General features: G+C 55.3%; 24 protein-coding genes, 2 tRNA genes and 1 pseudogene. 19 read left to right on the forward strand and 8 right to left on the reverse strand.

The window, feature by feature from the left end:
* Nucleotides 1–104 precede the first annotated feature (104 nt).
* Both AC0L2R_RS01030 and AC0L2R_RS01035 read right to left on the reverse strand, forming a co-directional pair.
* Nucleotides 105–890: an ion transporter gene (locus AC0L2R_RS01030; protein WP_091591469.1), complete on the reverse strand. Its 786-nt coding sequence runs from the start codon at nucleotides 888–890 to the stop codon at nucleotides 105–107.
* 350 nt (nucleotides 891–1,240) lie between these two features.
* On the reverse strand, nucleotides 1,241–1,522 hold the full coding sequence (locus tag AC0L2R_RS01035; RefSeq protein ID WP_473507431.1) for a hypothetical protein: 282 nt from the start codon (nucleotides 1,520–1,522) through the stop codon (nucleotides 1,241–1,243).
* A 19-nt stretch (nucleotides 1,523–1,541) separates the two neighbouring features.
* On the opposite strand from AC0L2R_RS01035, the gene AC0L2R_RS01040 reads away from it, so the two are divergent.
* The 3 genes from AC0L2R_RS01040 (at nucleotide 1,542) to AC0L2R_RS01050 (ending at nucleotide 3,305) form a co-directional block, all read left to right on the forward strand.
* Entirely contained in the window at nucleotides 1,542–1,859 is a 318-nt protein-coding gene (locus AC0L2R_RS01040; protein ID WP_236473745.1) for an EF-hand domain-containing protein, read from the forward strand.
* Nucleotides 1,860–1,914: 55 nt separating this feature from the next.
* Nucleotides 1,915–3,021 carry a flavodoxin family protein gene (locus tag AC0L2R_RS01045; RefSeq protein ID WP_473507432.1) on the forward strand — a complete coding sequence of 369 codons (1,107 nt, stop codon included), beginning with the start codon at nucleotides 1,915–1,917 and terminating at the stop codon, nucleotides 3,019–3,021.
* A 95-nt stretch (nucleotides 3,022–3,116) separates the two neighbouring features.
* Entirely contained in the window at nucleotides 3,117–3,305 is a 189-nt protein-coding gene (locus AC0L2R_RS01050) for a hypothetical protein (protein WP_473507433.1), read from the forward strand.
* A 112-nt stretch (nucleotides 3,306–3,417) separates the two neighbouring features.
* Here the strand turns inward: AC0L2R_RS01050 and AC0L2R_RS01055 are convergent.
* A tRNA-Asp gene (locus AC0L2R_RS01055) sits at nucleotides 3,418–3,494 on the reverse strand.
* Between the two features lie 215 nt (nucleotides 3,495–3,709).
* Here AC0L2R_RS01055 and AC0L2R_RS01060 point away from each other — a divergent pair.
* From AC0L2R_RS01060 to AC0L2R_RS01080, 5 genes are all read left to right on the forward strand, one after another.
* Nucleotides 3,710–3,785 (forward strand) — tRNA-Val (locus tag AC0L2R_RS01060).
* A gap of 563 nt (nucleotides 3,786–4,348) precedes the next feature.
* On the forward strand, nucleotides 4,349–4,924 hold the full coding sequence (locus AC0L2R_RS01065) for a tyrosine-type recombinase/integrase (RefSeq protein ID WP_473507434.1): 576 nt from the start codon (nucleotides 4,349–4,351) through the stop codon (nucleotides 4,922–4,924).
* 144 nt (nucleotides 4,925–5,068) lie between these two features.
* A complete protein-coding gene (locus tag AC0L2R_RS01070) occupies nucleotides 5,069–5,557 on the forward strand; it encodes a hypothetical protein (RefSeq protein ID WP_473507435.1) in 489 nt (162 codons plus the stop codon).
* Between the two features lie 102 nt (nucleotides 5,558–5,659).
* Nucleotides 5,660–5,875, forward strand: a complete 216-nt coding sequence (locus tag AC0L2R_RS01075) for a hypothetical protein (RefSeq protein WP_473507436.1) — start codon at nucleotides 5,660–5,662, stop codon at nucleotides 5,873–5,875.
* Between the two features lie 490 nt (nucleotides 5,876–6,365).
* Nucleotides 6,366–6,752, forward strand: a complete 387-nt coding sequence (locus AC0L2R_RS01080; RefSeq protein ID WP_473507437.1) for a DUF3768 domain-containing protein — start codon at nucleotides 6,366–6,368, stop codon at nucleotides 6,750–6,752.
* Nucleotides 6,753–7,301: 549 nt separating this feature from the next.
* Here the strand turns inward: AC0L2R_RS01080 and AC0L2R_RS01085 are convergent.
* Both AC0L2R_RS01085 and AC0L2R_RS01090 read right to left on the reverse strand, forming a co-directional pair.
* The gene (locus AC0L2R_RS01085) at nucleotides 7,302–8,039 is read right to left on the reverse strand and encodes a hypothetical protein (RefSeq protein WP_473507438.1); all 738 of its coding nucleotides are present in this window, start codon (nucleotides 8,037–8,039) and stop codon (nucleotides 7,302–7,304) included.
* 83 nt (nucleotides 8,040–8,122) lie between these two features.
* A pseudogene (locus tag AC0L2R_RS01090) lies at nucleotides 8,123–8,324 on the reverse strand (amino acid ABC transporter permease); the annotation flags it as partial.
* Between the two features lie 186 nt (nucleotides 8,325–8,510).
* Between AC0L2R_RS01090 and AC0L2R_RS01095 the strand changes: the two are divergent.
* Nucleotides 8,511–8,939 (forward strand): trypsin-like serine peptidase, encoded by a 429-nt coding sequence (locus tag AC0L2R_RS01095; RefSeq protein ID WP_473507439.1) that lies wholly within the window; start codon nucleotides 8,511–8,513, stop codon nucleotides 8,937–8,939.
* A gap of 267 nt (nucleotides 8,940–9,206) precedes the next feature.
* Here AC0L2R_RS01095 and AC0L2R_RS01100 read toward each other — a convergent pair whose 3' ends face one another.
* Complete coding sequence (locus tag AC0L2R_RS01100; RefSeq protein WP_473507440.1) at nucleotides 9,207–9,413, reverse strand: hypothetical protein; 207 nt, start codon at nucleotides 9,411–9,413, stop codon at nucleotides 9,207–9,209.
* 661 nt (nucleotides 9,414–10,074) lie between these two features.
* Here AC0L2R_RS01100 and AC0L2R_RS01105 point away from each other — a divergent pair.
* The 6 genes from AC0L2R_RS01105 (at nucleotide 10,075) to AC0L2R_RS01130 (ending at nucleotide 18,036) form a co-directional block, all read left to right on the forward strand.
* Complete coding sequence (locus tag AC0L2R_RS01105; protein ID WP_473507441.1) at nucleotides 10,075–10,905, forward strand: hypothetical protein; 831 nt, start codon at nucleotides 10,075–10,077, stop codon at nucleotides 10,903–10,905.
* Nucleotides 10,905–13,280: a M23 family metallopeptidase gene (locus AC0L2R_RS01110; protein ID WP_473507442.1), complete on the forward strand. Its 2,376-nt coding sequence runs from the start codon at nucleotides 10,905–10,907 to the stop codon at nucleotides 13,278–13,280. Before AC0L2R_RS01105 ends, AC0L2R_RS01110 begins: the two co-directional genes overlap by 1 nt.
* Before the next feature lie 136 nt (nucleotides 13,281–13,416).
* Nucleotides 13,417–14,898, forward strand: a complete 1,482-nt coding sequence (locus tag AC0L2R_RS01115; RefSeq protein ID WP_473507443.1) for a tyrosinase family protein — start codon at nucleotides 13,417–13,419, stop codon at nucleotides 14,896–14,898.
* A gap of 72 nt (nucleotides 14,899–14,970) precedes the next feature.
* The gene (locus AC0L2R_RS01120) at nucleotides 14,971–15,507 is read left to right on the forward strand and encodes a hypothetical protein (RefSeq protein WP_473507444.1); all 537 of its coding nucleotides are present in this window, start codon (nucleotides 14,971–14,973) and stop codon (nucleotides 15,505–15,507) included.
* A gap of 240 nt (nucleotides 15,508–15,747) precedes the next feature.
* Nucleotides 15,748–16,938, forward strand: a complete 1,191-nt coding sequence (locus AC0L2R_RS01125; RefSeq protein WP_473507445.1) for a M12 family metallo-peptidase — start codon at nucleotides 15,748–15,750, stop codon at nucleotides 16,936–16,938.
* A 180-nt stretch (nucleotides 16,939–17,118) separates the two neighbouring features.
* Nucleotides 17,119–18,036, forward strand: a complete 918-nt coding sequence (locus tag AC0L2R_RS01130) for a DUF3616 domain-containing protein (protein ID WP_473507446.1) — start codon at nucleotides 17,119–17,121, stop codon at nucleotides 18,034–18,036.
* Nucleotides 18,037–18,222: 186 nt separating this feature from the next.
* Here AC0L2R_RS01130 and AC0L2R_RS01135 read toward each other — a convergent pair whose 3' ends face one another.
* The gene (locus AC0L2R_RS01135) at nucleotides 18,223–18,357 is read right to left on the reverse strand and encodes an excalibur calcium-binding domain-containing protein (protein ID WP_473507447.1); all 135 of its coding nucleotides are present in this window, start codon (nucleotides 18,355–18,357) and stop codon (nucleotides 18,223–18,225) included.
* Between the two features lie 435 nt (nucleotides 18,358–18,792).
* Here AC0L2R_RS01135 and AC0L2R_RS01140 point away from each other — a divergent pair, with 435 nt between their 5' ends.
* From AC0L2R_RS01140 to AC0L2R_RS01155, 4 genes are read left to right on the forward strand one after another with little or no spacing between them, the layout of a single operon-like run.
* Entirely contained in the window at nucleotides 18,793–19,227 is a 435-nt protein-coding gene (locus tag AC0L2R_RS01140) for a hypothetical protein (protein WP_473507448.1), read from the forward strand.
* Nucleotides 19,228–19,273: 46 nt separating this feature from the next.
* The gene (locus tag AC0L2R_RS01145) at nucleotides 19,274–20,524 is read left to right on the forward strand and encodes a matrixin family metalloprotease (RefSeq protein ID WP_473507449.1); all 1,251 of its coding nucleotides are present in this window, start codon (nucleotides 19,274–19,276) and stop codon (nucleotides 20,522–20,524) included.
* A gap of 57 nt (nucleotides 20,525–20,581) precedes the next feature.
* Nucleotides 20,582–22,798, forward strand: a complete 2,217-nt coding sequence (locus AC0L2R_RS01150) for a S8 family serine peptidase (RefSeq protein WP_473507450.1) — start codon at nucleotides 20,582–20,584, stop codon at nucleotides 22,796–22,798.
* 13 nt (nucleotides 22,799–22,811) lie between these two features.
* Complete coding sequence (locus AC0L2R_RS01155) at nucleotides 22,812–23,933, forward strand: trypsin-like serine peptidase (protein WP_473507451.1); 1,122 nt, start codon at nucleotides 22,812–22,814, stop codon at nucleotides 23,931–23,933.
* Nucleotides 23,934–24,793: 860 nt separating this feature from the next.
* Here AC0L2R_RS01155 and AC0L2R_RS01160 read toward each other — a convergent pair.
* Nucleotides 24,794–25,681 carry a S1C family serine protease gene (locus tag AC0L2R_RS01160; RefSeq protein ID WP_473507452.1) on the reverse strand — a complete coding sequence of 296 codons (888 nt, stop codon included), beginning with the start codon at nucleotides 25,679–25,681 and terminating at the stop codon, nucleotides 24,794–24,796.
* Between the last annotated feature and the right edge of the window lie 101 nt (nucleotides 25,682–25,782).

A 25,782-nucleotide genomic window follows, 5' to 3' on the forward strand; every position in this document is an offset into this window, starting at 1 on the left:
AGGGGGTATTGGGGGACCCGCCGCTTCGCAAATGAAGCGGCGGGCTCTTTCATGGCACCCATCACAAGCCGCCGTCGGTGTTTTGCAATGCTCGCGGAGGCGCTCTAGCCGCGAACGCCGGTCAATTCGCGGACCTCCGCCCGCAGTGCCTGCAATTCCGCCAGGATCATCGCCTGGTCGCTGTGCAGCGTCGCCCTGTCGGCCGATTCCACGGCTTCATGCTCGGCCTCCATCGCCGAAACGATCACGCCGATGAACAGGTTGAGCACGGTGAACGAGGTCGCGATGATGAACGGGATGAAGAACAGCCAGGCGGCCGGATAGACCGCCATGACCGGGCGCACCACGCCGTCCGACCAGCCCTCGAGGGTCATGACCTGGAAAAGCGTGAACAGCGACGCCGGTATGCCGCCGAACAGTTCGGGAAACGACGCGCCGTAGAGCTTCGTCGCCATCACCGCAAAGACGTAGAACACCAGCCCGAGCAACAGCATGATCGAGCCCATGCCGGGCAGGGCGGTGATGAAACCGGTGACGACACGGCGCAGCGAAGGAACGATGCTGATCAGGCGCAGCACCCGCAGGATCCGCAGCGCCCTCAGCACCGAGAGCGAGCCGGTCGTGGGGATCAGCGCGAAACCGACGACGAACAGGTCGAAGATGCGCCATGGATCGCGGAAGAAACGCGTCCGGTAGACGACCAGCCGGATCGCGAGTTCGAGCACGAAGACGCCGAGGATCGCGCGGTCGATGGCCGTTAGCAGCGGGCCAAAGGCAGCAATCGCGTCGGGCGAGGTTTCGAGGCCGAGCGTGACGGCGTTGATCAGGATCAGGACCATGATCGCGAGGTCGAAGCGGCGCGATTCGATGAGCGATTTCAGGGCATCCAAGGCTTCTTCTCCGTTAGAGCATCGGACCCGAAAGTGGGAACCGGGCCTGGGAAAATCCAATGCACAAACGCATATGGCCGGCTTGTGACGCACCGGATACAAAAAGTCGAAACTCCCAGGAAACTGGGAGTTGAAGCTTTTGTATTAGTAGCTCGGCACGGTGATACCTTTGATCGCGGAGCGAGGCGCCCCCCTCTGTCCTGCCGGACATCTCCCCCACAAGGGGGAGATTGGCAGCTTCGCGGGCAGCGCCCTTTTTGCAAGGTTGGTGGTTGGCGAAATCATTGATGACGGCCGACTCCCCCTCGTGGGGGAGATGTCCGGCAGGACAGAGGGGGCGCGAAGGATCCCTACAGAGCGGTCTTATTCTGGGCCGGGATCAACATGCAGCGATCATCAACCAACGCGCCAGGAACCATGCGGCGAGCAGCGGGTTTGGCTTGGATGCCGACACGTTCGGTCCACCCATTCTCCAAGGAGAACACGATGACATCAGCAAGCAAGACCACAGCAATTGCCGCGGCGTTGGCTATGCTGGCTTCGCCGGCGATATCCCAGACGAGCTCGCCTGCGCCCGCCGCACCTGCGCAGGGTTCACAGCCGTCGCCAGGCGGGCCAACCGAAGACTCCATGCGGCAAACGATGCGTGAGATGATGACCGAGATGCTGGAGGAGAGAATGCAGGAGCATCGCCGCCCGCGAGCAGAGCGGCGAGGTGACGACCGTTGGCATCGCGATTTCCGAAGGCATGACCGGCGCCATATGGGAGGCGGGATGATGCATGGCGCACGGATGCGAATGATGTTCGCCATAGTCGACGCCGACGGCGATGGTGCGCTGTCTCAAACCGAGGTTCAGGATTTTGTCGAGCGGATATTCAGCGCCGTCGACGAGGACGGCGACGACAGCATCGACAGGGAGGAAATTCGATCCTTCTTTCACGGAGGCGCCGACGGAACGGGCGAATAAATCACTGCAAATCTTGCGCGTTCCAGGACGAGAATTCGGGAAAGGGAATTCGGAAATGGCTGGTCTCGTTGGCAAGTTTGCCGGGAAAGCCCCGGCGCCTCGCAAGGGCATGGCTAGTCCCAGACTGAGTGAGAAAGCCTTCAAGGCGAGGTACAAGCAGCAATTCGTCGACCCGGCGTTCGAACCGCTCGCCCAGTCGATTGAGCAAATCGCTTCGATCGCCTGGCAGGCTTATGCGGATTCCCGCAAGAGCCCGATCACGAGGAAAGCCGGACCTGCGTTCAGCGACCCCGACTACGATCTGTCCGTCGATTGGATTGCGGCGCACGAAGCCGTGCTGCAGGCGCAGCGTCGGTACGAGGATCTAACGGTGCCGCCGCGTCTGTTGATCATCAACGGATCGTCGCGCAGCGAGCACACCTGTCCCGGCGAGATGTCGAAGAGTTTCCGGCTCGCCGAAATCGCCCGTGAGACCATCGACAAGGAAACGAAACTTGCAGTCGAAATTCTCGATCTGTCGCGGCTTGCTTCCGAATACGGGAGGAACATCCATCCGTGCAAGGCGTGCTTTTCGACGGCCGCCCCGCTCTGCCATTGGCCCTGTTCCTGCTATCCCAACCATTCGCTTGGGCAAGTTCAGGACTGGATGAACGAAATCTACCCGATGTGGGTCGCCGCCCATGGCGTCATGATCATCTCGCCGGTGAATTGGTATCAGGTTTCCTCGCCTGTCAAACTGATGATGGACAGGCTTGTCTGCGCTGACGGTGGCAATCCAGACCCCTCGCTGACACAAGGCAAGGATGCGGCAAAGGCAAAGCAGGTAGAACTGGCCGGGTGGGACTATCCGCGTCATCTGGCAGGCAGGCTGTTTTCTGTGATCGTGCACGGCGATGTCGAAGGTGCGGAGAATGTGCGGCATTCCATCGCCGACTGGCTGCGCTTCATGAAGTTGTCGCCGGCCGGCCCCAGCGCCGAGCTCGACCGCTACATCGGTTACTGGAAGCCGTACGCTACAAGCCATGATGAACTCGACGCCGACGAGACAATCCAGGAAGAAGTTCGCAACGCCGCCCGCTCGCTCGCCGAAGCCGTCATCGAACGTCGGGCGGGCCGTTTCCGTCAGATTGGCATCGGCCTGGAAGACCCGAGGCAAAAATAGGCGACCCCGATCAGCGAAGCACGGGGGCCGGAATTCTGCACGGAAACCGCGCCCGAGCTTGGTCGGCGAACGTGCAAGCATCAGCTCGCGGAGCGTTGAGCGAGCACCGCGCCGAGCTGGATCTGCAGATCGGCCTGCTCAACGAGCATGAGACCACGCGACTGATCGAAACCGCCCTGACGGAGCGTTTGAAGGTACCAACGCCGGCAGATGATGAAACCGCCTCAGCTAGCTCAGAACGTCGATCCGCAAGCGGTGATGAGCCAGATCGAACAGGTCTCTGAAAATCAGGCCAAGCGTTGAAATTTATCGGGCGCCAAGGTCGACCCGAATATCTGAATTGCCGGTCCGGCATTCAGAGTTTTTTACATTTCCAATCAGCTAAGTGATTGAAAATGGCGCGAGTGACGGGGCTCGAACCCGCGACCTCCGGCGTGACAGGCCGGCACTCTAACCAACTGAGCTACACCCGCGCAAGACGAGCACGGTCAGCCGTGTTCGTCGTTGGGGCGGTGGATAAGGCGTAAGCCACCGGGTGTCAAGCGGAGCGCGACAGCATAACAGCAAACAGCAGAAGGTTTTTTGACAAGCCGGATTTTGCCGCCGAAAACGACCAGCGGCGAGGGCGTTGTCCGCTCATTTGGCCTTGCGAACCCCGTCCTAACTGCTTAAAGGTCCGCCCCGGAGCGGGCGATTAGCTCAGTTGGTAGAGCGCTTCGTTTACACCGAAGATGTCGGCGGTTCGAGCCCGTCATCGCCCACCATATAAATCACTGAATTTAAACATTATTACCCCTGCCTCATTTGCCTGTCATCCGTCGGATTGCCTCGCTAGCAACAAACTAGCAACTTGAAGCGGCAACCATAAGGCCGATAGCAGGCCGATAAGTCCGGCAGTTGCGGCCAGGAATCTCTGCTCATCGGATGGCCCTCCCATAAACAGAGCCTGCTGCCATCGAATCTCCGGGGAGGCCCCCTGTGATAACCGGGAGGTCAGTCACCGGTCTTGCCAACTGCTGGTTTCACAGCCTTGATCGGGCTTCAGGTTCCGCACCTTTGGTGGCCTTCGGGGAGCGCGCGAGTTTGACTCAGCAATAGGTCCTTGGCTTGGAAAACGGGAAACGGCGCCCAAATGTAAAGATGCGTTGGCTTTACCCCTTGGACCCAGGGTGAGCGACCTGGAGCTCGGCAAACCCGACGGTCAGTTCAACAGGAGATCCGGAGGTCATATCGTCACAAGAGGCGCTCCGTAGGCGCCTTTTCGGCTTGAAAATAGGACTAAATACCTATAATCTGGAGTTGTCCCCATCCCTGGAGCGCAACCCAAATGTCCGGTCGTCAAGCGAAGGTCGTCACCGATTCAATGTTGCGCAAAATGCTGGCGCATACGCGCAAATCTTCCCGTCCGATGCGGGATAGGGTGATCATCCTGCTCTCCTGTAAGGCTGGCTTGAGAGCCTGCGAAATTGCCGGGTTGGAGTGGTCCATGCTCCTCGATCCAAAGGGGAGGATTGGGAACCTGGTCGTGATCGAGGATCGTATCGCGAAACGTCAATCCGGACGACGAATTCCTCTGCATCCCAGTCTCAAAGGCGCATTGTCTATGTTGAGAGAAGACGAGGGCGGCGATGGCCCCGTGGTCCGTTCCAAACGCGGTGGGGCAATGAAGCCCAACAGCATCGTCAATTGGTTTGTCGAGCTCTACCGAGAGCTAGACTTCGAGGGGTGTTCGTCCCATTTGGGACGCCGGACATTCATAACAACGGCAGCGCGATCCGCGGACCGCGCGGGAGGTTGCCTTCGCGACGTCCAGCTTCTCGCCGGTCATCGATCGCTGTCGATGACACAGACTTACATCGACGGCGACACCGATGCCCAACGCCGTATTGTTTCCATGATCTGAGATATCGACGATGTCTGACCGAGACGACGATGTCCGTAGACCGATTTCGCGCGCGCGGATTTTTGAGGATGCCGGTCGCCGAGAAGATCCCGGCGCTTTTTCAATCAAGGAGATTTGGATAGCCTTTGTGGGATCTATTGCGTCATGAACGCCGTCCGATTTCTCTACCCGGAGTTGGGACGTCAGAGGTCGATTGGCCTTTTCCAAGTCCTGTCAGAAAGTCTGACGACAAACCGGGTGACGGCCCATGAGACTGTCGGACTGGGTATCGAAATTCCGACTGTCCATGCCCTCGTCGAGGCTGCCTGCAACTACCTCCGGGAGGTACTCGAGACGTCAATCATCGCTACGACATTGACGTCGAAAATCCGTCGGTTCGACGATCTGTGGGCCGCGTTGGGTGAGGGCCTGGGCGACAATCAGGTCGCCATCATCGGTCTCTCTGGTCGCCACGATCATTGGACGGTTGCCTATCGAATGACCGCGAGAACGATCCAGTTGTTTGACTCCGGCTCGATGAAAGTTTTGCAGCGGGCGCGGTGCTCGCTCCGCGATCCGAGAGTTCCTTACCAGATTGATCCGGACGAGATCATTCTCATTCGAAGGGGAGGAGGCGTTGACAGTAAAATCTAGTAGAATTTCGGGTGATCGTTCCTTCAGTGTGAAATGTCACTTTTACACTGAGACCAGATCACCGAGAGACGGACACAATTCTAGTAGAACGGATTTTTTTCGGTGACCCTGGAGGAATATTTCTACTACCGGAAGAAGGTCACGGAACTCGATCCGGACGCAATGAACAAAGTCGAGACGAAATCCCCTCCGACCGATGCAACCGATTTTGCCCTAAGAGTCTCGTACGTCATCCTCAATAGCGGAATGAAGTGGGCGGTTGCCAAAGACATTTGGACCCGGATGAAACCATCGTTGATCGAGGCGGGACAGGTGTGAGACACGTTTGGTCATCCAGGAAAGAAGAAATCCATCAACAAGGTTATGTCAAACCGATCGGAATACTTTGAGGATTTCAATGCGGCTTGGCAGCGATGTCCTGAGGAAGTTATCGAGTTTTGCGAAACTCTTCCCTATATCGGCGGCATTACGAAATATCATTTGGCGAAAACCTCGGCGTTGACGTGGCCAAACCCGATGTCTGGTTAGAAAGAGTTGCGAGCCAATCGGGCGAGACGGTCCAGGAGCTATGCGGACGACTGTCGAGACAATCGGGAGACAGTGTCTCGACCGTTGATTACGTGATTTGGAAGACGTGTCAGCAAGGATGGTGGCGTCCGGGAGCGTTCCCGGCTGGCGAGCCCTCGCCTGAATTGCCTGCGTCTGACGCGGGCTAACCACTCCAACCTAACAAGAACGCGAATGCAGGAACTGACCGGCAATGGCGCCGGCCAGAAAAGGACCAACCGTGTCCAGAAAGGGAAAGACCATGACGAACCAGAAACGAGAAACGCTCTTTGGGGAATCCACTGACATCAGCCGGGCGCTCGACGAGACCGTCCTCGAGACCAGGCTACTCAACGACGACCTGAGAGTCCGGCGCCTTGGCGGGACCATCGTCATCACCACCGGGATAACGTCCCTCGGTCCCTCGGCGATCAGGGATATCATCTCGGCCATCACCGCGTTCGATAGTTTCACTCGCGAGAAAGATCCCTATGGCGAGCACGATTGCGCGGTCATGACGGTCAGCGGGATCAAAATCATCTGGAAGATCGACTACTACGACCTAAGCCGCCGGTACCATTCGCCCGACCCGTCCAACCGAAACGTCACGTCGCGGGTGATGACGATCATGCGGGCCGACGAGTACTGACGCGCCCTCGCTGCCACTATCATCATGCGCAGGGATGACCAGCCTCTCTGGCGATTGCAGAACCATTTTGGGGCGTCAGCTCGACCTTCAAAGCTGACGCCCATGCCGTTGGCCTTTATGATCTCCACCCATGCTTCCATGGTAACAACATTTGTCGACGGCAAATTGGACGCCAGTGATTGGAACGTCGCGCCCTTTCCAAGTCACGGCGCCTCATCGGCGGGCGAGATCGGCGAACGCGCCAGATCGTCATGGCTCGGGGCGAGCCGCGTCGCATCGGATAGGTCAAGCGCGAACGGCAGCTTCTCGAGCAGTCTCAGACCGGCTCCCAGATCATGGAGATTTTCGGGGCTTTGATCCGGTGGATCAGTAGTAGTAGTAATTTGGAAAAACTGCGACGGCAATCGCGCTCGACTGCCAAAGCGTGCGCGGATGTAATCGTGGTCAGCGATCTCCAGAAGGAGCGAAGGGCAAACCTGTCTAGCTCCAATTCCAGATCTAATGTTTTTGTTGGTGACTGTGGCATTCAGCAAAGACCTCTCAGGCACCTCAAAATGTCACTCGAGCGACGATCTTTGCGGGCTTTGCCCGAGGAACTGCAGGCACAATCGCCGCCTCGGGAAGCTGGAAGGTTCTCAAGTTCCGCGCCTTACTAGTCGAGCCAGGGATAGCGGCCTCCGCAGCCGCGATGTCCTCCGCGCTAACCTGCAGCAACTTACATGCCCCTTTCTCACCCCAAAGGTTCTTGGCAACCACGCTTCCGACGGCAGCTGTTATGGCGCTTGGCGCCACGTCGTTGGGAGCCACTTGTTTAGCGTTGATCAACGCTTTGATGGCTTCGCCAAGAATTTCGGCTGAGTCGTCGAATTCGACTCCGCGAACCTGATCGAACCGCTTCTCGGTGCTGCCGTCCACTATGCAGTGATGAGCAATGAAGACCCAATCATGGATCATGTAAGCTGGCGCGTAGCCCCAAGGCGACAGCCCCTTGAAGACTTGCGCAATCTTTGGGATCGAGCCGCCATCTGTGTACATCAGGCCCGGTTGGATTGTGCTCCCCGGAGAGGATGGGTCTGCTCGATGGAAGATCAATGGATCTCTTGGGTCTGGCACGAACAGGAAATTCCCGTCGCCGGAATTGTTCCCCTCACCGACCCACATAACGAAGAGGCTTCCTGACAGTTGGCCTGAAGGGAGCTTTCGATAGTCGATTGAGCTGCATCCAACGATTAGAAAAACGATCGCAGATCCCAAGGCGTACGCACCTGCTCGCACCACGTTCAGCATCCCGAAATGCCCATCTGTTTAGGGGCAAATACTGGGGCAAATCTGGCGTGTGAGTCTAGAAATTTGTTTTAGTAGACCTGGATTTAACCGTTAGCAATCTCAATCATTCTCGCGCCGCCTCTTCTCCATCTGCGCGCCGAGGCGAAGCTCATGAGGAAATAAATCAGCCCGGCGATTGGGAGCACGAGGAGTGGCTCCTGGATGCGGGGTGACGGTGATCTGCGAAGAGCGCAGCAGCTCCACGAGGCCGCTCCACAGCACCAGCGCGGTGTCCTTCATGAAGCCGATATTGATCCGCGTTCTGCTCTGACCAGGCACAGCGCTCGACGATAATGCATTGCCCCGAAACTTGGGAAGCCCTTGTGTTACAAGCCGGTACGTCTCGCCGCATGTATGCGGCACAGACTGAAAAACTCGCACTAAAGATGTGGGATACGCCGCAACATGAGGCCATCTGGTGAATCGATAGGAATGATGACGACATTCACAGGATCGAGTGCGACCGGCGTGGCCACTTGGTGTTGTTCGGGTGCGATCATTGCAGTTGAGCCGGAGGTGCTTTTTCTAACCAATTTTCATTGCGGCGGCCGGCCGAATTGGGCTGATCAAAACTTTTGGGAAGGAGATATCTGCGAAAACACCATAGTCGATATGTCGTGGGATGGCGACAGCGTTAGCATGGAGTATGCGTGCAAACGGGTCGTGGAGCGTAATCCGTCGATGGATATGGCAGTTATAGAAATTGTCCCCATGACCAGCGGACGCTCTCCCGCGTTTCCGGTAAAGTTAAGAACCGATCCGGTCGCTCAGGGAGAGCGGCTGCGAATGATTCACCATCCGCAATGTCTGCCTAAACAGATCAGTCAAGGATGCTCCGTTGGTACAACCTTGCCCAATTGAAAAGACGGGAGCATCAATACTGACTTCGCGCACAGATGTGACAGCGAGGGTGGCAGCTCCGGAGCACCGATATATGATAGCGACGGAAACATGGTTGGCCTCCACCATCTTGGGTTCAAATTACGCGATGACGGCGAATGTGATGAGTTGAATAAGGCTGTCACGGCGTCTTCCATTGCTCCGTTGCTGCAAGCTCTACCCGGTGTATCGATTGCCGGGAACTGAACAAAGCTGAACAATTGAAACAGCGATCTATCCTAGGAAGCCTCAGAACGAGATCGGTAGCGGCGATTGAGTGGCAACGCGGCCATCGATGATCGGAAACATAGCGGCTCGTGTCGGGCACTGCGCCGGTGCTGCGTCGGCCTTGGCCACAAGTCCGGCTAGCCCTGTCACCGCCTCAATCGTTTCGGGAATCTTGGTGTCGGTCTTCTGTCCGAGATTTGTAATGATGCCATCGGCCGTCATCGTCACCGATAGATCTGCGCTACCATACCCGGAATTCAGCTTTAACCCACGCTTCCGTCCGGGAATCGATACCACCCGGGCAACCTTTTCACATTTCGAATCTTGCTGGATCAATAGGTATGGCACTGGCTCATAGTAAGTAAGCGCGTCGTGAGATGGTTCTCCCTGAAATTGTATTCTCGCACACCCACCTGCTACGAATAAGCTCGAAATAACCGCAATCCGAACATACATCATCTTTGTCCCCCGTCGCACGTTGTCTATGCCATCCTACAGCAGTCCAGCACTCGCTAGCATGGCTTCCAGCATTAAGAGGCGGCTCTGCATCAGATCCAGACTTTGCTGCCGGTGCTCCGCACGGTTACTAAGCCAAAATGACCGGCACAAAGCGGCGAAACAAGTTGCCTCGCGCCTGGCTACCGTTGGCTGATTCTCTTTGTTATCTTAGAGCCGGAGGTCTTTGGATAGCGATAAATTGCAAACTAACACGGTTCAAGAGCCATAGCCTACATTAAAGTTTAAGTCAGCCTGTTAAAACATACCGGAAGAGAGACGAGTATATATGTATTGCTGCTTGCGCGCCGCATGCGCTGTGTTATTATCCACAAGCACTTTCAAATTTCTCCGTAGAGGCGGCTCCTAAGAATTTCGGAAGGGTGGTGAGGTGATGCTGAACGTACGCATACTCGCCGCGACCGGCTTGTCGGTGGCATTTCCTTTGGTACAAAGTCAGGCGCAGGACAGCACTTTCTCGGTTGTCGCGATCGACCGCAACGCACCGGAAGTCAGAGAGCTCGAGAACGTCGAGCGCGCGTTGAATCTTCGCGACTTTGCGCAGCGGAATGCGTCAGCGTCATTCGACACGCTTAGCGCAAACAGCATTGTCAGGGACGCCGCTGAGGAGCTTAATCGCAGCGAGTCCGCTGTGATATTGGGTCTGCAGCGAATGAGTTCCGCGGACCAGAGGGAACGGCGGTTTTTCGCGGTCATTGACGTACCGAAGATTGCCCGCGAGGCAATTGAAGACCCTAACGCGGAGCCAGCGCTTAAAGATCTGGCGCCCGTCATCCCTGAACTCGACAGCAACCTGCTGCGTGTGAATGACAGTACCACCTTCTCGCCTCCAGAGCAGGGATGGTTCTCGACAAACTATCCGGATGTAAGCGCCAATCTTCGCTGCGACTGGATCTATAATGTAGAGCTTGAGCAAATTTTTAGAGACGCTGACCGCAAGACGAAGGAAGTTGAGCTCGAAGCTTCCCACCGTCAAAACACGATCGGAAGGGATTCTGCTCAACGAAGCCTCAGTCCGGCTGATACCGCTCAGGCAGGCGTGGAGGAAGCCGAGGGAGATGAGGGGATAGAGCGGCAGTTCCTGATTGCCGGGCGACCGTGCACGCTCACCTACATGTGCGGTGGCGCTAATGTTCCTTGCTCGCAAATAGTTGCCGACAAGCTCGTGGAGAATGTCGTCCTCATCTCCGTTGGAATAGACTGATGGGCCTTCCTCGCAAGTCTCAAGTCACTGCTCTCTCCATTATTCTCACTGGCATAGCGTTCGCGCCGGCGTTGTCGATGGAGGTTACTGACCTGGAACGGTCGCCAGCATTATTCTCCTATTATGCGTTGGGCCACCTCGTGCCGACCGAAGGCGGCACGGGACCAAACGTCAATCCTCGCTTTGTCGCAAATCCAAACATACGGCTGCCGATGGACATCGATCCGGCAGACGGCGAGCACATGTACTGCAATTCGCAGATTTTTGGTTATGGCGGAAATGGATGGAACGGGCAGCACAGGCTGCCAGGTACCAGCAGCAATGACATCAAGAACTATCACTTCCCCTGGACGACGAACATCTGCGAGATCCGCGGTCACAAGGATGCACCGTCGGTGTGCCCGACAAAAAATATCCACCAGGGCCAAGACTGCCGTCCGCCAAAACCGCAGGCCCGCACCTATGCCGGCGTCGCACTCGAAAAAGGACGGTCGCACTTCCAGGGCGGAAAATCGAACGTCGTTCAATTCACTGGCGAAAGCGGGATCATTTGGAATTACCTCCACATGGAGGATATCCTACCCAACGGCGACAAGGCGAAAGGCGCTCAGCTCGGAAAGGTTTCGAACTATTTTGAAGCAAGCGGCTCGCTCCATGCCACGTCAATACATCTGCATCTCGAGGCAAAGGTGGCTATCCCCACTGGCTACCGCCATGTCGATCCCCTACCGTCGCTTATCGTCGCTTATCAGCGAGCGCTTGGAAATACGTTCGTTGTCGACGGCAACGGAATGCTTCAGTTCGATCCACGTTTTGAAATTCAGCCCGGCGCGGGCAGCGTTGGTCAGACCGGTCCAATCGCGAGCACGTCTTGCGCTGGAGATGTTGAGCCATCGATCGGCACTGAAGCGACCAATTCTTTCACGTCGCTGTGGTGCCACAACGGGTCGATAGTGGGCCTCGTAAAGGACGGAAGCGGCAGAAAGTTTGTCTACTACAAGCCGCGCCCCGGGCTGGCGGATGTTGTGCGCGAGAACCCGGTGCTATTTGAAGGGGTGTCCGACAATACTTCCTACATCGGTCGCGCGCGGCACTACAGCAGCCGATGCGGCGATCAGCTCTTTGACGCACAGGGACCTGTCGCGCCGAGCTTTCAGTTCGTTAGGGTTTCCGGAACGCGAAAGGTTTTCTCGCATACTAACAATCCGGACGGAACTCCGAACTGTACACCCGAATTTGTGGAAGAAAGCCTCGAGTTTTCCTACGTCAGGGAGTACGCGCCGGGAACGGCTGGCGGCATTCAGCCTCCGCCAAGCGACAGTGCAAGCGCGCAGCCGAGCCAGTTCGGCGCTAGTTGCAGCCAGACAGTACTAGCGCCGATGCCTCGAAGCGTCGCCGGGCAAACTTTCGACAACTACTGGTTCCACAACTGTTCGATCGTCGGTCTGCGAAAGTCGGCCGCTGGCGACAGAACAATGGTGTACGTACGGCCGCGAGTGGACCTTGCTGAGGCGGTGGCTCGTGAATCTGTGCTATTCAGGGGAAAGGCTGTTTCTTCAAAATATCAAGGCGAGGCCATCCAGTACAACAAACAATGCGGAGACCGATTTTTCCCGGCGACAGGACCTATTGCCGAGAGTGCACTGTCTGTTGACGTTTCGGGCAAACGCCCGCGCTTCGAAGTTGCGAATGCGGTTTGTACTACAATGGAGCCGGTCGAGACCTGCTTGAGGTTCTCCTATGCGGGCGAGACGCTTGCGGCGGCGCTTGCAAGCCCGCTCGATGGCCAAAACTGCACACCCGGGGATGGCGGTGCGCCTGCCCAGGGGGATGGTACTCTCAACCTATCACTCGAATGCCGCCCTAAATCTGTCTGCTCGAATAATTTTGCCGCGCTAACTCCAAAAGCTGAACCAGCTGACTATGTCGTAAAGGGTTATGGCTATCTGCCAGGATGGCCCGGCTATCAGGTCAACGACGCATTTCGCGACAGCAACGGACTCGTAATCCCAGGATTTACTTCGCGCGTCTCAGGTTCCGGTATCTGGTGGTACTGGATGCGCAAGCGTGCGGGATTCGCAGCTAGCGGCAATGCTAGCTTTCGTGAGCTTGCGAAGTTGTATGCTGGCATCAATGATGATGATGCCCCGCAGGTGCGCACATACGCGGAAGCCTACGAGACGCACTCGATTCATTATTTCGGCAGGCGGGTCGGTATCGACGAGCAGATTCCTTTGTCAGACGCTGATTCGCGGTGGTTTCTGGCCCAGACAATGTTTCATCACGAAGCGGGCCGCAATGTTGTCGAGGTCTCGCGAGCAGTCTTCGACCGTGGAATTGGGCTGGCTGAACCGATTATCAACGGTTCAAACTAAACCGGCTGCCTCCGCGTTTGGCGCCTGGTTTATCTGCACCCAGCGCATAATGCCGGCAACCGATGCTGCTGGCTGCTTGCGGCTTAGCGACGGCGGTGATCGCCATCGGATCGCAGGCTTTGTTGGGAGGGGTGCCATGATTTCACGCCGCCATTTGTTAATGTCAGGAGCTGCTGCAGGAGTTTTTGCTCCCGCTATCATGCTCAGTCGTGTTGCATGGTCAGCGCCGGCTCGCGTCCGGCGAAATGCATCGACGATGGCGGTGACCGATCCATTCTTTTCCGACTATGCTCAAGCTGTCGAAGCCTTGCATCAACTGCCCGCTGCTGATCCAAGGAGCTGGCGCAATCAAGCATTAATCCATATCCGCCATTGCACCCATGGCACTGCGGATTTTGTCCACTGGCATCGCTGGTATCTCTCCTTCTTCGAAAAAATCTGCGGCGAGATGATTGGCAAGCCAGATTTTGCGCTCGCTTACTGGGACTGGCAGGAAAACAATAGCAAGGTGCCAGACCCGTTCTTTGATGGATCTAAGCTGGACGCGGTTCATTGGAACGATGAATCGAATGTGCAGGACGATAATTGGGGGCCGGATGCTGTCGCAACGGTCGGAGCCCGCGGGGTCGCAAAGGGCCAGACGATTGTGTCCATACCGCAGTTCGCCAATTCATTTCGCAAACCCACGCTTGACAGCATTCGAGCTCAGACCTCTTTCGATGTATTCAGGCGCTTGCTCGAACGGCAGCCACACAACAATGCTCATGTGGCCGTCGGTTCGAACAGTGGTGCGAACGGGCATATGGGCGATGGCGTTTCCTCGCTGGACCCGATCTTCTGGCTCCATCATTGCAACATTGACCGCTTTTGGGCTGAATGGCAGGCCGCAGGGAATGCCTCAGCCGATCCCGGCAATTCGTATGGCAATAACTTTGTCGATGTAGCCGGCAACCCGGTGTCCGATGTGACATCGACCGGTGCATTGTCGGTAAATTCCTTCGATTACACCTATGACACGCTTGAGCCCGCGGTGATCGCAGGAAATGCAGATAGGCTGGAACTCGAGACCTTCGATAGTGGCGACAACTCACTATTCAACAATTTGGATTTGACCGTTCCCGCGGCTATCGGAGAAAGCTCCGTTGAAGGTGCCGCGGAGCTGAACGTTGAAAAATCGGTTGCCGTCGAGGTGCCTAATCTTATTAAGACACTTTCGGATGTGCGTGTCTTCCAGGCACCTGATGCGTTCGGGATGCCGCTGAAGGCACTGGAGCAGCGGCGTATCCTAGCGCGTATTGAGGGAGTAAAACCTCCTCATAACCGCAAGATCGTTGTTGGTGTATTTGTCAACTGTCCGTATCTGTCGCCAGACACCCCTTCTTATGATCCCCATTGCGCGGGGGTCTTTTCCTTTTTCGGTCTGGGCGGGGCTCACGCCGGCCATGGCAACAACGGCGATGTTTACATTGACCTATCAGATACAATGCATTCGCTCGCTGGGCAGGGACGAGTTGCGGTGGATAGCATTAAGGTGCAGTTGATGGCTGTCCCAGTGGCAGAGGACGTCCCGGACAACACGAGCGTGTCGTTTAGCAAAGTCACGGTTCTGTCAGCCTGACGCAATTCTGGCGGGATCATTTTCACTACTACGTCGTTTGAGGCGTTTAAGTAGGCAATGATGGAGCGGCGAATGAGGTCCTTCCTGCGTTCCGCTGCCATGCTTGCCTTTGTCGGCGGTAGCACACTGACTGGGACTCGGGCCGAAAGCGTCGGCAGCGCAATGATCAAGGATCCGCCTTATTGCCGTTCAGCCGTGGAAAATATTCAGCTGACCGCTCCGAATGTAGTCACGGGCCGTGCCGCCTTCGTCTATTCGCTGGCGGCCCAGGTTGCCAAAACGCTGGAGCAACCGGTTATCACCGTGAAGATTACCCTTCGCCCCTTGCGTGTTAACCCTGAGGAGAAACTGATTGTTCAAGCGGAGCTGACTGATCGTCAGTTCTCAGCTGCTGGCGCTAATGCTGATGATATGCCGGCAGATGCGGCAGGATCCGCGTTTTTCGAACCTTTACGCCCTGGTGAGAAAGCCGACATCTACCTTTCAGTTCCAAATAGGCTGAACCATGGGGCGATCGCATCTTCCCTTATCATTGCTGTAACCAGGGCGGATGGTTCTGCCACTCCAATTGACTCGGCGATTGAGATTCTGGGTGTCGAGTTGCTTTAGAGTGGTCTTGGCTATCCGGCGAAGACCTAGCTCGCATGTTGGAGGTTGAAAATATTGGGGGCCAACTTTTTTATTGCTTATTGAGGTATGTTGATAGATATTTGGAGGTACTGACTATTTTTTATATTAAACAAGGCGTGTAGTAGAAACGGTTTGCTCCCTTCCAAATATCTGCCTCTTGCTTCGTTATCGCTTTTTTCGAGGTGCCAAGGCACGAGTAGGATGCAAAGGAGAACTAAGATGAAGCTTCGCACTTTAGGAACCCTGATTGCCTTGTGCTGTCCGTTAGCAGAAGCAATGGCCCAGGAAGGCATAATAAGTGCCATGACAGCAGGAGACTTGTCTCCAGCACAATCTGAAGCTCTGACAAAATTGCAAAGCCTACCTACCACACAAGATTTGCGGGTTGTCAGTGTCGACGTCGCCAAGCTTCGTGCGGCCGACAGTTTCACGATACCATTGCCTGGCCGGGCACCAGTTGAAGTGGCGGCCGATGTTAAGGTCAATCAGACTAACAGCGAATTTTCGTTTTCGGGAGACACCGAGTCGCTCGAAACAACCGGGCTCGGCACAGTTGGCCAGTCAACGTTTGCCGTGAATGGGGATTCCATCACAGGCTCAATCCAAACCGAAACCGGTCTTTACCGGATTCGGCCGCTTGGTGGATCCGCCCACGTGCTCTTCAAGGTGGGGGCGTTTCCAGCCGAGCACCCCGAATCGTATCAGCAGGGCGGCGAATTCCAAGATATTCCTCCATTGCAGCAGAATTCGATCGGAGATACGTCAGTCACTGATATAAGAATACTTGTAGTTTACACCCCGAAAGTGGTTGAAAACGTAACGGACGTGGTTGGATTGGTGAAGCTAGCATTCTTGGAAATTAATGCATCCTATAAGGATTCCGGCGTTTTTATAAGTGCTGTTCAGGCAACGGCGGAACCTATACTAACAGATCATCAAGAGACAGGTTCCTTTGATAATGATTTAGCTGCGTTGGTATCAAGTACCGATGGCAAAATGGATGAGATACACGCGTTGAGAGATAGCAGCGCAGCTGACATTGTTGTACTGGTTGTTAATAACAATTCGTACTGTGGATTGGCTGATAGAATCCTAGCTCAAAAGGACTCTGCCTTTGCGCTAGTTTATCATGACTGCGCAACAGGCTACTATTCCTTTGCGCATGAGATTGGGCATTTGCAAGGAGCTAGACACAACCCAGAGGCTGATCCTTCGTCAAGTCCCTTCGCATATGGTCACGGCTACATGGATCCCGCTAACCGCCGCCGTACTATTATGTCGTATGACTGCCCAGGCGGATGCACTCGCATGCCGCAGTGGGCGAGGCCCGCGGAATGGGGGACAGCAGAACTGCACCACGATGCCAGGACACTGAATGAGACGCGCGGGCACATCTCTCAGTTCCGCTAGCCGGCGGAAGCTTTTGAGGATGCTTGGCCACAACAGCAACGGAGGCAATCAGTGCGCCTGAGTTGTCTAGTTGTATTGACCGTCCTATCCCCGACTGTCTCCTGGTCAGACATTGTCCAATCTCCCGAAACTTGGACAGTAGCGCCGGATTTTGAAAAAAATGCCGAAGCGCGAGAGGCATTGAGCGGTGCCGCTTGCGCCACGGGTACAGGTCATTGCTTTGCGATAAACGACGAGAAGAAGTACGCCCAGTTCTTCGATATTAGCGGGAGAAACATCACGCCTCGAGAAGTGATAAGGTTGATACCCGATGAAGTTGACGGCGTTGAGATGGATGAGATCGATGCAGAGGGGGTAGCGTACGCGCCCGCTGACGCGTCTGGCGAAGCATCATACTTTTATGTCATGGGTTCCCACGGCCTCTCGAGAACCGGGGCGTTGCAGCCGTCGCGATTCTTCCTGCTGCGCATCCCCGTCGATCCAGCCACAGGACGTCCGCCGTTTGCGTTTGGCGATAGCATCCCGGCGCCAGAGATATCCAGGACCACTCAATTGCGTGACGCCATCAAGAGTGCGACTGAGGTGGGTGCCCACGCAGAGCAGAGGCTGGATCGCAATGGGGTGACGGTTGAGGGTATAGCGGTGAGCGGCGGCGACGTGCTGTTTGGGCTGCGCAGTCCCTGCGTCTTGACGACCGCTTTTGTCATGCGGGTTCCAGTGAATGGCCTGTTCCAAGATGCGGTGCCAGTCGCGACAACCAGTAAGCTGGCGCTTGGCGACAATGTCGGGATTCGTGATCTCGCCAAAGTCGCAGACGGAGTGCTCATCCTTTCGGGCCGAAGTGACGATGAGCGCGGCGACCAACAATTCACCTGCGGAGAGCCAAGAACCCCGCCGTCGCCTCAACCATCGGTCTGGTATTGGAGTGGAAAGGACGGAGATGGGGCAAAATTACTTGGAAGACTTCCCGGCGTCGCATCCGCTGGCAGCGCGGAAACACTGCTCGTGCTTGAAGAATCTGAAAAAACCTATCGCGTGCTCGTGTTGTTCGATGGAGTAGAGAACGGCATGCCGCTGGAGTTCGTCATCGATAAATAGTTGGCGCAGATGAAGTGCTGACGGCACTCGGATTCTCGTTTAGGGCCTGTTGCGAGGTTGTGCATGATGCGCTTGCAAGCGCCAAAACCATCGCAGCCGAAACTGCGGCACGTCGACCGGTCCCCATACTCCCCCACACCCCAAACTTCCCTATCCGGCAAATGCTCAATGGACGATGGTCGCTCACTAACACAGCGTTTCGCACGCCACTCCATCGCCATCGCGATCCATCTTCCGGCGTGGAAGGAATTTCTGATCGGCTGGCGCACCGCGGCTTCGCCTACGCCAGGCGAAATTCTCCAAGCTGGGCGTCGAATTCATGATGGAGCTCAGCAAGAACGGAGATCCGGCTCGCTAGATCGCTACTCGAGACAGATCGTCACGTCGCAGGCGGTCGTTGATTGCCAGGTCACGCCCGACATCCGGCGTCCTTGGAGCTATGTTGCCGTTCGATAAATTGGGAAAAGGTGTACCGAACTGTTGCGCCGAGATTAGATCTTCCAAAGATAAGTCCTTGTATTCACCTATAAATAAGGCCCATTTTATCGGGCTCTGTTCTCTTTATACGTCGTCGAGCGGCAATCGCCATCAAAAAGATAGTTGACAATCAAGTACACTTTAGGCACTCTATTCGACGGCTTCTAAGACGCATCCCTATAATAACGCTGCCTTGGGGCGAGGGTTATTTGTCGTTTGACCAGGAGATAGGGATAGTCAAAGGTACAGCGACTTGCTGCCTAACAGACCGAGGGCGTCGTGTCATTCCGTGTGCTCATGGCTGCAGATGTTACTGTTTCACCAGCTTTGTGTTTTTGCTTGCCCATTGTAGCCTTATTGACGGCAGTTTCGCTTCAAATTTTGTCGTTCGAGCGGCAGAACGCGGACGAAGTCATGCCTCAAGAGAAATTTCAGGGATCGAGTTTTTCGGTCTACGCGCTGTCTCGGGGGAGCGGAGTGCCTGATACTTCCTCTTCGGCGCTTGAGCGCATCCGCGGCATCATCGAGCGTATGCAACGTGATGACAACATCCTTGTTCGCATCGTGGAGGAGCGCATCGGGCTCGAAGGTGAAAGACGGCTATGCGTAGAATTTGCCGACGAAGATGCCGCAAAGGTGGCGTGGCAAAATGCATCAACGATAGTGGCTGGCGTCGACCTGGTGTCACTCAAGGCCGAGTCGTGCCCTCGCTGAGATAGCCCAAGATCACATGAGAACGGCGCCTGGAGGAGGCAAGACAATGAACCACCGCAAAATGGCAATCGGAGCCGCACTCGCGAGCTTCATCCTGACATTTCCGAGTGCGGCGCAAGAGCCCACGCCCGAGGAAGCGAGGAAAAAGCTAGGGGAACTAGCGGAAACCAAGCGGGTCGAAAGCGCGCCGATGACCTTCGAGCAGTTCAAGGCTTCCGTATACAAGGAGCCCTTTGACGGCGGGAAATTCATCGTCAACGGCGATACTGCAATCGCCAACGAGAAGGAGTTGGAGGAATTCTTCGAAGCCAATGTGAAGAATAAGCCGCCAACACCTACCGGCGAGTTGGCGGAACTAATCGTCCACCAGGTTGGAGGGCTGGACGCAGTTTGGAGTGCGACGGAAAAGCGCGGGATAACGTACTGCGTGAGCAATACATTCGGGCAGCTTTACCCCGAAGTGGTGGTAGCCATGCAGGCAGCCACCAAGGCTTGGGAAGCCGCAGGCGACGTGGATTTCCTCCACCTCGCAGCCGAGGACAACGGGTGCAATCCGTCTAACAGCGCAGTGGTCTTTGACGTACGGCCGGTGAATTTTGGAGAGTACTTGGCCAGGGCATTCTTTCCCCACGAGTCTCGTCCAAGCCGCAATGTCTTAATTGACGAGTCGAGTTTCCAGTTGGACCCTAACGGAAATCTCACGCTAACTGGAATATTAATCCACGAACTCGGACATACACTTGGATTTCGCCATGAGCACACCCGGCCAGACTCGGGCACCTGCTTCGAAGACGATGATTGGCGGCCACTGACGAGCTACGACGCATTCTCGACGATGCATTATCCGCAGTGCAATGGACAAGGCGACTGGTCTCTTAAGCTGACGCATTTCGACAAGAATGGGATCGCGTGTCTCTATGGGCCGGCGGCAGGATTCACGATTGACACTGCGGTCTGCAAATTGCAAGGCGCAGGGCAGCCCAAGGTTGAAAAGTTTAATGATCAAGAGGTGGCGAAGGGTAGGGAGGTCCGATATGGCCCGTTCAATGTCATTCCTGGCACGCCGTTCCTAGTCCAACTCCTGGGAGCCAGTACCAACCCTGGCGACCCGGATCTTTATCTGAAGTTCGACGCACTTGCCAACGAGACAGATTATGACTGCCGACCCTATACTACCGGGGCGGAAGAGGTTTGTTCCGTAGACGTACCGGCCGCGAAGCAGGCCGCTTCTGTCATGGTTCGGGGCTACGAGGACGGAAAATACGGTGTGAGGATTGAATACTACGCATTGGAATAAGCGGTCGGACCGGGGGCGAGTTTGACAACAGACGGCTTCTTCTCCTGGGAGGCAACAATGCTCGAAGGATCGGCATTCCGAAAGTGCATGTCAGTTATTGTCATTGCCGTCGGCATCGGGGCTCCTTTCGAGGCACAAGCGGCCGAACCGCGGCCTGCACCAGGAATAGAGGTCGAATGGCGCTCGGGAAACCGCAACGCCCGCGACCTGGCGCTCGCGATGGAGCAGCTGTATGTGGTCCTCTACAACACGGGCAACTTGCCTACACGCGCGGCCGCTACTACTGCGCCAGCAGAGACGCGCGTCGAACAGATATTGCGGTCGGATCGGCTGTTCTTCGGAGATTTCTTCCCGGAAGGCGTGGACGCCGTGATGTGCGACATCAATCCCGGAATCTGCAGCCGTGACAGATATCCCGTGTCCGAGAAGGAACTCGATCTGGTGGATAGCCACGTCGGCGGCTATCGGAAAAGCCAGGGTCGGTGGAGTAACGATGCGAGCAGCGCGGTAGTGGTTCCAGACCTGAAATTCGAAAGTGATACCACTATTGAGGCGTTTCCCCATACGCAGGCAAAAGAATTGGTTGAATTGGCCACCAGGCAAAACATTGACTGCTCCTTCTGGAAAATCTCTTGCGCCGAACTCGTGCAGCGCCTGAACCCAGCACAGTTCGATCCAAAGCGGAAGTTCAAGCACCGGCCAACAACGATCCTACTACCCGTTCAAGGTGTCAAAACTGCTTTGGTTCTCACCGGGATCGAAGGCAGCAAACTGCGGTCCGTAGTCGAGAGCCTAGAGACGATGAATGAGGTCGAAACAGAGGCGGATGCCGATCGCTTCTCGGGCTTTGCCGCAAAATGGCAAAGGATGGTCCGGAAATCGGCACCTGCGGATATAAGCTTGGATGCACTCTCGGACAATATTTCGTCATTTGGCGCGGCCAAAGCCCAAAGCTTCACCGACGCTCATTTTGCAGAGCAAACAAAGCTTCTCGATTTGATTCACCACCCCTTCGCAAAGGGCGACGACGTTCCCGCCGGGTATCAACAGCCAATTAATATTGCGGTTTTTGATACCTGGCTCGACAAGAACCATTGCGACCTAATCGGAAACCTGGAGATCGATGAACTTCTGCTCGTCCCGAGCGTCCAGTCTGAGCGTGCTGAGGCTGCCGACTGCGGCATTGTGATGACTGAGGAACCTAATCCCCCCGATGATCACGGCACGCACGTCGCTGGCATCATCGCGGCGGCGGCTAATGATAAGGGGGTGGTCGGACTCAATCCATTTGCAAAAGTGACATTTGTCGGCATCGACACTCTTCAACTACAGAATTTCAATTACAGAAAAAAGGTCGCGGAGAAGATAGGCTCTTTTATTGTATCGCCGGTTAAAGCTGTAAACATAAGCTGGCAATACTTCAATCACGGAAACGCTGACGTAATAGAGCAGGGCATCAGAGCCTTGGAACAGAGAACGTTGTTCGTGGTCGCAGCGGGCAACGCAGCGCAGCCGCGTGAAGGTAGTAATTGCGGAGAAGATTATCCCGCGTGCTATCGGACTTCTCCGAATGTCCTTGCCGTTGTCGGCCTCAACAATGAGAAAGATTCACCTCGTCTTTGGCGCAAGAACGAAGAACGGGGATCGAACTGGGGGAAGGAGTTTGGCATCGGCGCGATAGCTCAGGATGTACTAAGTACAACATATAAGAACAGGACCGGAACAATGTCGGGTACCTCGCAAGCTGCACCGCAAGTCACGGCTGCAGCCTCCCTCATTTATTCGATGTATGAAACGCACTTTTCAGATAGCAAACCAAATCTTCTTCCAAGTGAGGTGAAAAGCCGTCTCATCTATACGTCAGATTTGTTTAATGAGCTTCTCCCGAAAATCAAGGGTGGCCGCCTTAATGTGGAACGGGCGCTAGACATGGCCAACGACTACGTGGAGATCAAGGTTAACGGGAATATAGAAAGGCACACAGGGACACTTGTTGATTTTGGTCCAGAATTCATAAGATGCAGGCGAGCGGTAGGACAATTTGAGGTTTCGCGCTCAGCATTGCGCCGCATGTATTATGACGACATTCAGAATAGATATATTCTATTCTATAATTCTGATCCCGACGATCGCGGCAGCCAACTTATGAGGGAGTCCCATTGTGACTTGGAGACTCGCTCACAAATGGTTTCGATCGCAGTCGATCAAGACGGCACGGAAGTTTCATTCAAACTCAGTGATATAAGGGACTTCGTCTCGGCAATGTTCGAATAGAAGGCAGGCAGACATGATCCACCGCGGCATTGCCGACAAAAGTCATGATGGGCGAGCATTGTTGCTTGGCCTCCTGCTCAGCATGTCTGTTTTAACCACAGCGCGTGGAGCGGAGCTGGAAGCTCAACGGGACGGCGTGATCGAAGCCGCGAGCTACGCGACACCGGAGTTCAGCGCGGACCACAATGCCAATCCCTCCTGGCAGGCTGAGATCCAACGCTTGGGGACTCAGTACATTCGGCTTCGGATCACCGCTTACGGCGCAGCTCCCGCAGGAGCGGTCTTGCGGATCCGAGATCGAAGTGGCCAAGTGGCAAAAGAATACCCCGCTACCGAACTCCCTGATCGCGGTACATTCTGGAGCGTTATGGTCCCCGGTGACTATGCCCTGGTCTCTCTGTATGCGACAGAATCGCTGGCGGGATTCCGGCTCGCGATTGACCAGGTCGCGTACCAGGCATACGGGGGGGCGGCCCTTTCGACCGTGGGCGTCGATGAGAAGGAATCTATAGCCAACTACGCAGATGACCCGATCATAATGCGAATAGAACGTCCAGTGGCGCGACTGCTGTTCATGGAAGCCGGCATCCCTCGTACCTGCACAGGCTTCCTGATCGACACAGGCGAACTCATGACAAACAATCACTGTGTGAATTCCGAGACTGCTTGCCAGAGCGCGGTGGCAGTTTTTGGCTATCAGCATGATCTGGGTGGGCGGCTGCACTTTGGCGAGCAGTTTGAGTGCGCGAAATTCGAAAAATCGAGCGTAGAGCTTGATTTTTCATTGCTACAAATGCGCGGAAGTCCTGCCTCGATTTGGGGGACACTTCCACTGAGCGGGATTGATCCAGCCCCGGACTCGGACATCATGATTGTTCAGCATCCGGCCGGCGAGCCGAAGAAGATTTCGAAAAAGGACTGCCTGGTCAGCGCCGTTCCCGTAGATGGTCGGGCCACTGAGACCGATTTTTCGCATTCCTGCGATACCGTTGGCGGTTCGTCGGGTTCGCCAATGTTCAATGCATTCGGGGATGTCATCGGTCTTCACCACTACGGCTTCGGAGAAGGCGGGGAATGGAACGAGAATCGCGCAATCAGAATGAAACGAATCGTCGACGAACTAAGCACGCGTTGAAGATATTCGCGTGAGCAATACGCCTGGGTTATTGGTTCGAATGGACTGTTGGAGCGTCGATGTTATTCGAATACGTCTGTGCACTACTGACTGATGATCGCGAGGGTGCACATTAAGGGCGAAAATCGCGGCGGTCAGCCTCCTTGCTACGGTGTTCGGGTAAGCAACCCGCCCTGGAGACGCAGCCGAGAACATCGCAGCCTACACCACACGATCGAGTAGACTTGCGCCGCTTCGATGCGAGACGGAACCGAATATCTGCCCCTCGCCGAAAACAAAACTGCTGCGCGCACCGTCCGGTCTACTTTGCAACCAATCGCAAACCCAATTCCTGAAGCAGATCCAACTAAATTCGGCTCGGCAGCAGCGTACGTGCTGAAACGCACTTTGGCAGTGGATCGAAACGAAATATCCAGCGTAGGGGCCTCTCCCATTGCAGGGCCGACCATACTGTGTGGCAATTGCATAGAAATTCGACCCGCGGAAACGTCTTAGTATTCCAGTCTGTTTTCTTGGCAATCCTAAAAGCGTTGATCAGTTCCTGGCAGCTATCGTAACTTAGCTTTCGTCCCGATTCCGGTATGCATTAGCGCCATAGCAAATAGTGTTGATGGCCTTGCCCTTCGTACCAGCGGGGTCATCAGGATGATATGAATTCGGCGCTCCATCCGTATTTATTTACCGCCATGCTGGATGTGAAAAATATGCCATCTGATCCGACATAAAGCCGCCGATCCCCGTCATGTCGGCTTTGATGGACCGTCTTTTCCTTTAGATCGCATTCGACAGCAAACGATCGATTTGGCATCGACGCCAGTATTAGCAGAGTTGAAAGCATTTAAGCAGCATGTTTTGAGCTTCTATTGGACATTTAGTGGCTTGCAGAGCACTTGATGGTTTGCCAGATACCCAGATCTGCCGCCGGGCACAGATAATCCAGATATGCCCACCGCATATTGGCCTTCCGGACATGCACTATAGGTGTTCATCTGTCCAGCGGTAGGCGCACCGTCGGTGTGCCCTCTTAGAGCCGAGAGCGACGCACGTGTAGAACCTTCCAACTCGGACAATCTGAAGTTAATCTTAGCGTCTAGGCTTGCTATCTGAGCAACTAAGACGTCTATGCGTTGCTGCATCATTCGCTCGACCGATGTAACAGCGCACGGTCCAGCTTCTATTGACTCCGCCTGCGACTTTTGGAGCAATTCACTAGCGTATTGGATCGGGACCACAAAGCTTATTAGTTGCGCGTTGTCGTCTCGCATCGCTACGGCTATACCTACAACCGTTCCCGAAGCTCCGAAAACCGGACCACCACTATTACCTGGATTGAGTGCCAGTGAGGTCTGCCACCAAGGTTGAAGACTACCTCCAACGAACGAGTTTGGAGATGATATGAGACTCGATTCCGTGACTGCTATATCACTCAGCGGGAAACCGGCACCAGTTAGGACCGCACCGACACTTAAACCACCACTTTTCCCCAACGGTAGCGGGGTCAATGCCCGCCCTATTGTTGGAACCTTTAGTAGGGCAAGATCTGCGGACTCGTCGCGGTCAATAATGCTTGCTTCAACCGACTGCGCTGAAATCGATCCAAACTTCAGGAGAACTTTCTCCGTCTTTACTTTCACATCGTCGTCCGGAGGCTCCAGTACATGATTTGCAGTAATTACATGACCATCAGAGCTCACTAAGAAGCCGCTGCCATGCACTTGCTCTTCGGCACCGGCGTCAGAAACGAACATGTAGGTTACTTGCGCAATGCTAGGACCGTGCGATCGAAATATACATGACTCAACTTCCTGTGCACGAACGCGAGGCACGGTAACCAGAACAAAAGAACACA

This window comes from Mesorhizobium sp. WSM4820, from assembly GCF_055811075.1.